The organism is Gemmatimonadaceae bacterium (assembly GCA_036504815.1).
Lineage (GTDB): Bacteria > Gemmatimonadota > Gemmatimonadetes > Gemmatimonadales > Gemmatimonadaceae > PNKL01.
Map to the genome: position 1 here is coordinate 239,647 of DASXUN010000012.1, position 9,532 is coordinate 249,178.

11 protein-coding genes are annotated in these 9,532 nt (G+C 67.6%); all 11 read right to left on the reverse strand.

What is annotated here, in order from left to right; genetic code table 11:
• Nucleotides 1–4: 4 nt before the first annotated feature.
• Entirely contained in the window at nucleotides 5–1,918 is a 1,914-nt protein-coding gene (locus VGJ96_06215) for a fumarate reductase/succinate dehydrogenase flavoprotein subunit (protein ID HEY3286699.1), read from the reverse strand.
• A 13-nt stretch (nucleotides 1,919–1,931) separates the two neighbouring features.
• On the reverse strand, nucleotides 1,932–2,588 hold the full coding sequence (locus VGJ96_06220; protein HEY3286700.1) for a succinate dehydrogenase cytochrome b subunit: 657 nt from the start codon (nucleotides 2,586–2,588) through the stop codon (nucleotides 1,932–1,934).
• A gap of 115 nt (nucleotides 2,589–2,703) precedes the next feature.
• The gene (gene mdh, locus VGJ96_06225) at nucleotides 2,704–3,633 is read right to left on the reverse strand and encodes a malate dehydrogenase (protein ID HEY3286701.1); all 930 of its coding nucleotides are present in this window, start codon (nucleotides 3,631–3,633) and stop codon (nucleotides 2,704–2,706) included.
• A gap of 133 nt (nucleotides 3,634–3,766) precedes the next feature.
• Nucleotides 3,767–4,741 (reverse strand): GTP 3',8-cyclase MoaA, encoded by a 975-nt coding sequence (moaA, locus tag VGJ96_06230; protein HEY3286702.1) that lies wholly within the window; start codon nucleotides 4,739–4,741, stop codon nucleotides 3,767–3,769.
• Nucleotides 4,734–5,207 carry a molybdenum cofactor biosynthesis protein MoaE gene (locus tag VGJ96_06235; GenBank protein HEY3286703.1) on the reverse strand — a complete coding sequence of 158 codons (474 nt, stop codon included), beginning with the start codon at nucleotides 5,205–5,207 and terminating at the stop codon, nucleotides 4,734–4,736. Before VGJ96_06235 ends, moaA begins: the two co-directional genes overlap by 8 nt.
• Nucleotides 5,207–5,449 (reverse strand): MoaD/ThiS family protein, encoded by a 243-nt coding sequence (locus VGJ96_06240; protein ID HEY3286704.1) that lies wholly within the window; start codon nucleotides 5,447–5,449, stop codon nucleotides 5,207–5,209. Before VGJ96_06240 ends, VGJ96_06235 begins: the two co-directional genes overlap by 1 nt.
• A gap of 77 nt (nucleotides 5,450–5,526) precedes the next feature.
• Complete coding sequence (locus VGJ96_06245) at nucleotides 5,527–5,847, reverse strand: HU family DNA-binding protein (protein ID HEY3286705.1); 321 nt, start codon at nucleotides 5,845–5,847, stop codon at nucleotides 5,527–5,529.
• Nucleotides 5,848–5,990: 143 nt separating this feature from the next.
• Nucleotides 5,991–7,106, reverse strand: a complete 1,116-nt coding sequence (carA, locus tag VGJ96_06250; protein ID HEY3286706.1) for a glutamine-hydrolyzing carbamoyl-phosphate synthase small subunit — start codon at nucleotides 7,104–7,106, stop codon at nucleotides 5,991–5,993.
• 7 nt (nucleotides 7,107–7,113) lie between these two features.
• A complete protein-coding gene (gene secG, locus VGJ96_06255; GenBank protein HEY3286707.1) occupies nucleotides 7,114–7,524 on the reverse strand; it encodes a preprotein translocase subunit SecG in 411 nt (136 codons plus the stop codon).
• 60 nt (nucleotides 7,525–7,584) lie between these two features.
• Complete coding sequence (tpiA, locus tag VGJ96_06260) at nucleotides 7,585–8,334, reverse strand: triose-phosphate isomerase (protein ID HEY3286708.1); 750 nt, start codon at nucleotides 8,332–8,334, stop codon at nucleotides 7,585–7,587.
• Nucleotides 8,331–9,530 (reverse strand): phosphoglycerate kinase, encoded by a 1,200-nt coding sequence (locus tag VGJ96_06265; protein HEY3286709.1) that lies wholly within the window; start codon nucleotides 9,528–9,530, stop codon nucleotides 8,331–8,333. Before VGJ96_06265 ends, tpiA begins: the two co-directional genes overlap by 4 nt.
• Between the last annotated feature and the right edge of the window lie 2 nt (nucleotides 9,531–9,532).

The following is a 9,532-nucleotide window of genomic DNA, read 5'->3' on the forward strand; positions in this document are numbered from 1 at the left end:
TCACTCACTTGTAGCTGCGGGTGGCGAGATGCACGTTCTCGAACTCGAGCGGCTCCTTGTGCAGCACCGGCGCGGAGTTGTCACCGGTGAACTCCCACGCCGCCACGTAGCAGAAATCGTCGTCGTTGCGCTTGGCCTCGCCCGCCTCCTGATACTCCTCGCGGAAGTGGCCGCCGCACGACTCCTCCCGATGCAGCGCGTCGCGGCACATCAACTCGCCGAACTCCAGGAAGTCGGCCACGCGGCCGGCCTTCTCGAGTTGCTGGTTGAACGTGTCGCCGGTGCCCGGCACCGTCAGGTTCTGCCAGAACTCTTCGCGCAGGACCGGGATCTCCCGCAGCGCCTGCTGCAGGCCGGCCGCGTTGCGCGCCATGCCGCACTGCTCCCACATGATCTTGCCGAGCGCGCGATGGAAGGAATCGGCCGAGCGCTTGCCGTTGATGCCGAGCAGGCGCGACGTGCGCTGCTGCACCCCCTCGACCGCCGCGCGGAACTCGGGGTGATCGGCGGTCACCTTCTCGAACTTGTTCGACGCCAGGTAGTGCCCGATGGTGTACGGCAGCACGAAGTAGCCGTCGGCCAGGCCCTGCATCAGCGCGCTCGCGCCGAGGCGGTTGGCGCCGTGGTCGCTGAAATTCGCCTCGCCGATGACGTGCAGCCCCGGGATGGTGCTCATCAGGTTGTAGTCCACCCAGAGCCCGCCCATCGTGTAATGCGACGCCGGGTAGATGCGCATCGGCACTTCGTACGGATTCTCGTCGGTGATGCGCTGGTACATCTCGAACAGGTTGCCGTACCGGTCGCCGATCTCCTTGGCGCCAAGGCGCTGGATGGAGTCGGAGAAGTCGAGGTAGACGCCGCGCCCGCCCGGCCCGACGCCGCGGCCGTCGTCGCACGCTTCCTTGGCGGCGCGGCTGGAGATGTCGCGCGGCGCGAGGTTGCCGTAGCTCGGATACTTGCGCTCGAGGTAATAGTCGCGGTCTTCCTCGGGGATCTCGCTGGGCTTCTTGCCCACGTCCTCGCGCTTCTTCGGCACCCAGACGCGGCCGTCGTTGCGCAGCGACTCCGACATCAGCGTCAGCTTGCTCTGGTGCTCGCCCGCCACCGGGATGCACGTCGGGTGGATCTGCGTGTAGCAGGGATTGGCGAACGCCGCCCCCTTCTTGTACGCGCGGTAGATCGCCGTCGCGTTGCACCCCTGCGCGTTGGTGCTCAGGTAGAAGACGTTGCCATAGCCGCCGGTGCCCAGCACCACGGCGTCGGCCACGTGCGCCTCCACCTGCCCGGTGATCAGGTCGCGGGTGACGATGCCGCGCGCCACGCCGTTGATGAGCACCACGTCCAGCATCTCGTGCCGGTTGTACATCTTCACGCCGCCGCGGGCGATCTCCTTCTCGAGCGCCTGATACGCGCCGAGAAGCAGCTGCTGCCCCGTCTGGCCGCGCGCGTAGAAGGTGCGGCTCACCTGCGCGCCGCCGAACGAGCGGTTGGCCAGCAGGCCGCCGTACTCGCGCGCGAACGGCACGCCCTGCGCGACGCACTGGTCGATGATGTTCACCGACACCTGCGCGAGGCGATAGACGTTGGCCTCGCGGGCGCGGAAGTCGCCGCCCTTCACGGTGTCGTAGAACAGCCGCCAGATGCTGTCGCCGTCGTTGCGGTAGTTCTTGGCGGCGTTGATGCCGCCCTGCGCCGCAATCGAGTGCGCGCGGCGCGGCGAATCCTGGTAGGCGAAGCAGCTGACGTTGTACCCCAGCTCGCTCATCGAGGCGGCGGCGCTCGCGCCGGCCAGCCCGCTGCCCACCACGATCACATGGTATTTCCGCTTGTTCGCGGGGTTCACCAGCTTCATGTCGAAGCGGTGCTTGTCCCACTTGTCCTGGACGGGACCGGACGGAACCTTCGCGTCGAGTTTCATATGCGTCTCCGCCTCAGCGCACGACGCCGAGCGCAACGCCCAGCGGCACGAGACTGAAGCCCACGGTCACGAGGAGGGCGATGATCACCGGAATGCGGCGCGCCAGCGGTTCCGCCGCGTTCTTCGCCACGCCCAGCGTGCGCAGCACCGCCCACGTTCCGTGGAGCAGGTGCAGCAGCAGGAAGAACATCGCCACCAGGTAGAACACCACCCAGAGCGGGCGCTCGAAGGCGAGCACCACGTTGCCGTAGGCGGCCCCCTTCGCGTACTCCGGCAGCAGCCACGTCCACCCGAGGGTGAACTGCCCGAGGTGCACGATGATGAAGACAAAGAGGAAGACGCCGCCCCAGCGCATCGTGCGCGAGGCGTACGTGCTGACCTGCGCCTCGCGCAGCGCGTAGTCCACCGGGCGCGCCGCCCAGCTGCGCCGCGTCAGCTGCCAGGCCGAAAGGGCGTGCAGGATCACGGACACCAGCAGCGTGACCCGCACCGCCCACGTGAGTTCGATGATGTCTTCCTGGAGGAGCTTCGCGTACGCGTTGTAGCGCTCCATCCCCATGAAGATCTGCAGGTTGCCGACCATGTGGCCGATGACGAAGCCGACGAGGATCAACCCCGTGACCCCCATCACGACCTTCTTGCCGACCGAGGTGTTCCAGAACTTGAGCATGTTCCAGAGGTTGGGAGCGAACACGGACCCGCTGCGGCCCTCTCCGGCCGCGGCCCGCTGCTCGTGGACCGAAAACAGCGCGGGGCCGGCACCCGGCCGACCCCGCTCCACCACGCTACAACTTCACGACGCTCATCGGTTCGCGGACCGCATCGGCGCTCTTCTCGAGCGCCGCCTTCTCGTCCGCGGAGAGCTCGATCTCGACCACCTTCTCGAGGCCGTTGCGGCCGAGCTTGCACGGCACGCCAAGGAACAGCCCCTTCATGCCGTACTCGCCCTCGAGCCACGCCGCGCACGGCAGGATGCGCTTCTGGTCGTTGACGATCGCCTCGACCATCTGCACCGCGCCCGACGACGGCGCATAGTACGCCGAGCCGGTCTTGAGGTACTTCACGATCTCGCCACCGCCGTTGCGCGCGCGCACCACCAGCGGCTCCAGCTCTTCCTTCGAGAGGAACTGCGTGATGGGAATGCCGCTGATCGACGTGTAGCTGATGAGCGGCACCATCGTGTCGCCATGGCCGCCGAGCACCATCGCCTGGATGTCGCGCACCGAGACGTCGAGCTTCTCCGCGATGAACGAGCGGAAGCGCGCCGTGTCGAGGATCCCCGCCATGCCGAGCACGCGCTGGCGCGGGAAGCCGCTGACCTTCATCGCCACGTAGCACATCACGTCGAGCGGGTTCGACACGACGATGATGATGGCGTTCGGCGACGTCTTCGCCACTTCCGCGGCGCACGATCCGACGATTCCCGCGTTCGTGTTGAGCAGGTCGTCGCGCGACATCCCCGGCTTGCGCGGAATGCCGGCGGTGATGACGACGATGTCCGATCCGGCCGTCGCCTCGTACGTCGTCGTGCCGGTGACGCGCGAGTCGAAGAGCTCGATGGGCGCCGATTCCCACTGGTCGAGTCCCTTCCCCTGCGGAATGCCGTCGGCGATGTCGACCATCACGACGGAACGGGCGAGTTCCTTCTCGGCGATGCGCTGGGCGGTCGTGGCGCCGACGTTGCCGGCCCCGACCACGGTGATCTTGTTGACCATATGAGTGGCAGGAAAAGTGTACGCGACGATGCTGCCGGAACGGGCGAAAATTTACGGTTGGGACCCGCAGATGTAAACGCGATTACTCCCGCAATACCGACTCCATTTGCCCTACGTCATCCAATGGAAACCCTTACCCGCCGACCTCGCTGAGCGCCTTCAACCCGCCAACGCGCAGCTTGAGAAGCTCGTGTTCCTTGGGCTTCTCGGCCAGCGCGCGCTCGAACAACGGGCGCAACGGCTCGCCGGCGCGCAGCGCGTCGCGAAGATTGACTTCGTGATCCCCATAGAGGCAGGTGCGCAGTCGTCCGTCGGCGGTCAGGCGCACGCGATTGCACGTCTCGCAGTAGGTGTGCGTGAGCGGCGTGATCACGCCGATGCTTCCCGGCGCGCCCGGAATGCGATGGTATCGGGCCGGACCGTTGCCGCGCGGCGGCCCGTCCGTCGATTCCAGCGCGCCGAACCGCGCGGTGATGCGCGAGAGCACCTCGTCGCTCGGCACGACGCGCTCGAACTCCGTCCCGGCGAGGTCGCCCACCGGCATCAGCTCGATGAAGCGGATGTGCCAGGCGTGCTGCAGCGTCAGCGCGGCGAAATCCTCGACCTCGTCGTCGTTGGCGCCGCGAATGACCACCACGTTGATCTTGATCGGATCGAGCCCCGCCGCGGTCGCGGCGGTGGCCGCGACGATCGGGTCGAACGAGAGATTGCGACGCGCGATCTCGGCGATGCGCGCCGGGCGCAGCGAATCGGAACTCATGTTGACGCGGTCAAGCCCCGCGTCGCGCAACGCCTGCGCCATCTGCGGCAGCTTCACCCCGTTCGTCGAGAGCGCGATGTCCTCGATCTCCGGCACGGCGCGCAGCATGCGGATGAGCGCCGGCAGGTCCGGGCGCACCGTGGGCTCGCCGCCCGTGATGCGCAGCCGCCGAAGCCCCAGCGGCGCCAACTCGCGCACGACGGCGGTGATCTCCTCGTACGAGAGGATCTGCGGCTTGGGCAGCCAGGCGAGCCCGCGCTCCGGCATGCAGTAGACGCAGCGGAAGTTGCACCGGTCGGTGACCGAGATGCGCAGGTACTCGATGCTGCGCCCGTATTGGTCACGCATGCGTCGCGTCCCCGGCGTCAGTTTCCCCCGCACCCTGCACCACACCGTGCCCGTGCCCCTGCACCACCCACTGGCGCGTCCCGTCCGTGTAATGCTCCAGCTTCCAGATCGGCACGCGCTGCTTGAGCGATTCGATGATCCAGCGCGTCGCGTCGAGCGCATTGGCGCGGTGCGGATGCGCCACGGCGATCGCCACGCTCGCGTCGCCCAGCGCCAGGTAGCCGGTGCGGTGCTCGATCACGATGTGATCGGTGCCGAATCGCCGGGCCGCCTCGCTCGCGAGATCGGCGAGTTCGCGTTCCGCCATCGGCGCGTAGGCGTTGTACTCGATGCCGTCCACCGGCCGCCCGTCGTTCACGTTGCGCACCGTGCCGACGAAGAGCGACAAGGCGCCGCTGGTCGGCGCCGAGACTTCGGCGGCGATCGCCGCAATGTCGAGCGGCGTCCCGACGAGAGCGGTCCGCATCAGCCGCCCGCCACCGGGGGAATCAGCGCGATCTCATCGCCCGCCGCGACCGCGTCGTCGGCTTTCGCGTAGCGATGATTGACGGCAACGAGCGGGCGCGCCGGCAACGGGATGCCTGGCGCGATCTCGCGCACCGCGCGCACGACATCGGCCACACGGGCGCCCGCCGCCACCGACACCCGCACGACACTTGCACCGGCGGCGTCGGCGTACGAGGCGAAGAGAAGGACGTCGAGCGTCATCACACCGTGCAAACTAATAAGAGGAAGGCCCCGATGGCGTCGTGTGCCACCGGGGCCTCGTGCGGTCCGCTATCCCGTTACTCGCCAGTGATTTCCGACTCGTCCACGCCGGCCACCATCGCGCGCAGCTCCTTGGACGGCTTGAAGACCGGCACCGGGCGCGCCGAAACCTCGACCGGCGCGCCAGTCCGCGGATTCCGCGCCATGCGGGTCTTGCGCTGACGGATCTTGAATGTGCCGAAGCCGCGCACTTCGATGTTGCGCTGCTCCTTGAGCGCGTCCTTGATGGCGTCCAGGAACGCATCCACCACGCGCGCGCAATCCTTCTTCGAAATCATCGGCCCAGAGGTCTGCTCGATGGCCTCGGTGACACGCTCGACGAGATCAGCTTTGGTCATTTCCTTCCTCGGAAGGGGCTCGAGAATGCCGTAACTGATGAAAACGTAGGATGTTACGCCTATGGTGTCAAGCATGAAGACGCCCGGCTCCCCTTTTTCGAGGGAAACCGGGCGGATTTGCTAACGCTGTTGCTGGGCTTCGGTTACGCGCCGACGGCCTTCATGAAGTCGTCGAAGAGCGCGCGCGCGTCGTGCGGGCCGGGCGCTGCCTCGGGGTGATACTGCACGGCGAAGATTGGCAACGACTTGTGCTTCAAACCCTCGATCGTGCCATCGTTGAGGTTGACGTGCGTCACCTCGAGATCCGGCGCCCCGGGAATGCCGTCGATGCCGCCCTCCACCGCGAAGCCGTGATTCTGCGAGGTGACCAGCACCTTGCCCGACGCGAGATCCTTGACGGGGTGATTTCCGCCCCGGTGTCCGTACGGGAGTTTCGTCGTCCGCCCACCGAACGTCAGACCGAGAAGCTGATGACCGAGGCAGATGCCGAAGATGGGAATCTTCCGATCTGCGAGCGCCCTGATGACCGCGGGCGCGTAGAGCACCGCCTCCGGATCACCCGGGCCGTTGGAGAGAAAGACGCCGTCGGGCCGCAGCGCGACGACCTCATCGGCGGTCGTCTTCGACGGCACCACCGTCACGCGACAGCCCCGCTCCTCGAAGAGGCGCATGATGTTGCGCTTGATGCCGTAGTCGAAGGCGACGATGTGCGGCCGTCCGCTCGATCCCGCAGACCACTCGTACGCCTTCTCGGTGGTCACCACCGAGGCGAGGTCCAGCCCCGTCATTGGCGGGCACGCGTCCAACGCGGCCAGCGCTTCCTTACCGACCTCGACCCCGGCCGCAATGACTCCGCGAAGGACGCCAACCGTCCTCAAGTGACGCGTGAGGCGGCGAGTGTCAACCTCCGACAGGATAGGTACTTGGGCGCTCGCCAAATAGTCGTAGAGACTCCCGGACGCCCGCCAGTTCGAATAGGTCGAAGAGAGCTCCCGCACGACGATGCCGTTGATCTGCGGGTGCGCCGATTCGGGATCGTCGAAGTTGATCCCGTAGTTGCCGATCATCGGCGCGGTCATCACCACGATCTGGCCGCGGAACGAGGGGTCGGTGAAGACCTCCTGATAGCCGCTCATGTTCGTCGTGAAGACGACCTCGGCGACCGCCGGGGCGGCGACCGGCGCGGCCAGACGGCCGCGAAAAAGGGTCCCATCCTCGAGGAGGAGGAACCCTGGCTTTTCGTCGGAAAGCGAGTTCACCGCGTGGTCAGGGCTTCGCGGGAGCCGGCTTCGCCGGGGCCGGCGTGGCCGGAGCCGGGGTGGCCGGCGCCGTCTGCAACGGCACCACCGACTGCGACGCGCCGCCCTGCGTGGCGGGAGCGCTCGGCGCCGGCGGCGGAACCGCTACGGCCTGATCGAGCACCGACGTGGGCGTGCGGCCACGGGCCGACGCCACCTGCAGGATGAACGCGAGGAAGATGAAGATGCCGCCCGCCCACCAGCTGGTCTTGGTGAGGAGGTTGCCCGCCTGGCGCGTGCCGAGCAGCGCGTCAGCGGAAGAAGACGCCCCGCCGAAGCTCGCGGCAAGTCCGCCGCCCTTCCCGCTCTGCAGCAGGATGGCCGCGACCAGCACGACGGTGTCGAGAATCAGCAGGATGACGAGGAATCTGGTGAACATCGAAGTCCCGGGGTGAATCTGTAGGTAAGCCTTGAAAAGTAAGTGACTTAGATGTCCAGATCAAGTGAGGACGATGGATGCCCACCCTTCGGCATCCAGACTCGCCCCGCCGACCAGCAACCCTTCCACGTCCTGCGCGGCGAGCAAGTCGGCCGCGTTGCCGCGGTTGACGGAGCCGCCGTAGAGAATCGGCACCGCCAGGCTGCCGCTGTCGAGAATCTTGTGCAGCTCCGCGCGAATGGCCTGATGCACGGCGCTCGCATCGGCGGGCGTCGCCGTCTTGCCGGTGCCAATGGCCCAGACGGGCTCGTACGCGACGATCGTATTGGCCGCGTCCGCGCTGCTCAGCGGCGTGAGCGCCGCGTGCAGCTGCCGCAGCACGACCTGTTCCGTCTCTCCCGCGTCGCGCTGCGCGAGCGTCTCGCCGACACAGACGATGGGCGTCAGCCCCGCCCGAATCGCCGCCGCCACCTTCCTGGCGACTTCGTCATCCGTCTCGCCGAACACGTGCCGGCGCTCCGAGTGGCCGACGAGGGCGTACTTGGCACCCGCCCCGCGCGCGATCGTCGCGGAGTTCTCACCCGTGAACGCCCCCTTGTCTTCCCAATGGATGTTCTGCACCCCGAGCTGGATGTCGGGACGATCCTTGAGCGCGCCGACCACCGCGCCGAACGACAGCGCCGGGGGGAAGAAGATCACGCTTCGGTCCTGGCGCTTGCCGAAATGCGCGAGGAACGCGCGCATGAACGCCGTCGCGTCGGCCGGCGCGTGATTCATCTTCCAGTTGGCGGCAAAGATCGGTTGTTTCATTTCGCATCATCCAGGGCCGCGACGCCCGGCAGCACCTTCCCCTCGAGGAATTCGAGAGAGGCGCCGCCGCCCGTCGAGACGTGACTCATCTTCGCGGCAAGTCCCGCGCCTTCCACCGCGGCCGCCGAGTCGCCGCCGCCCACCACGGTCGTGCACCCCTTGGCCGTGGCTTCGGCCATCGCCTTCGCGACGATGGTGGTGCCGGCGTCGAAGGGCGGCGTCTCGAACACGCCCATCGGGCCGTTCCACACGACCGTCTTCGCGCTGAGAATCGCCCGCGCATACGACGCCGCCGTGTCGGGGCCGATGTCGAGCATCGCCTCGCTGGCGGGGATCTCGTCGCGCTTGACCGCGTGCGCCTTCGCGCCCTGCTCGATGGCCGGCGCCACGATGGCGTCGTGCGGGAGGATCAGCACGCTCCCGGCGCGTTCGACGAGCGCCTTCGCCATCTCCACGCGATCCGGTTCGACGAGTGACGACCCCGTCTCGAGGCCCATCGCCTTGTAGAACGTGCACGCCATCGCGCCGCCGACGAGGAGCGCGTCCACCTTGGGCAGCAGCGCCTCGATGACGTCGATCTTGCCCGAGATCTTGGAACCGCCGAGCACCGCCACGAATGGGCGCTTGGGCTTGTCGAGCGCCCCGCCGAGGTAGTCGAGTTCCTTCTGCATCAGCAGGCCGGCCACCGCCGGACGCAGCAGCTTGGCCACCGCCTCGGTGCTGGAGTGCGCGCGATGCGCCGAGCCGAAGGCGTCGTTCACGTAGAAGTCGCCCAGCTTGGCCATGGCGGCGGCGAGCGCGGCGTCGTTCTTCTCCTCGCCCTTCTCGAAGCGGGTGTTCTCGACGAGGAGCACCTCGCCGTCCTTCAGCGCACGGGAGGCCGCCTCCGCCTCGGCGCCGACGACGGTCGGGCAGAACGCCACGGGCTTGCCGAGCAGTTCCTGCAGGCGCCGGGCCACGGGGGCGAGCGAGTACTTGGGATCGGGGCCGCCCTTCGGGCGGCCGAGATGGGAGCAGAGCACCACGCGGGCCCCGCCCTTGATGAGCAGTTGCAGCGTGGGAAGCGCGGCGCGAATGCGGGTATCGTCGGTGACGGTGCCGCCCTCGCCCAGCGGGACATTGAAGTCCACGCGGACGAGGGCGCGCCGCCCCTTCATCTCCGCCGGCGCCAGGGTGGCGACGGTACGCTTGTTCATGG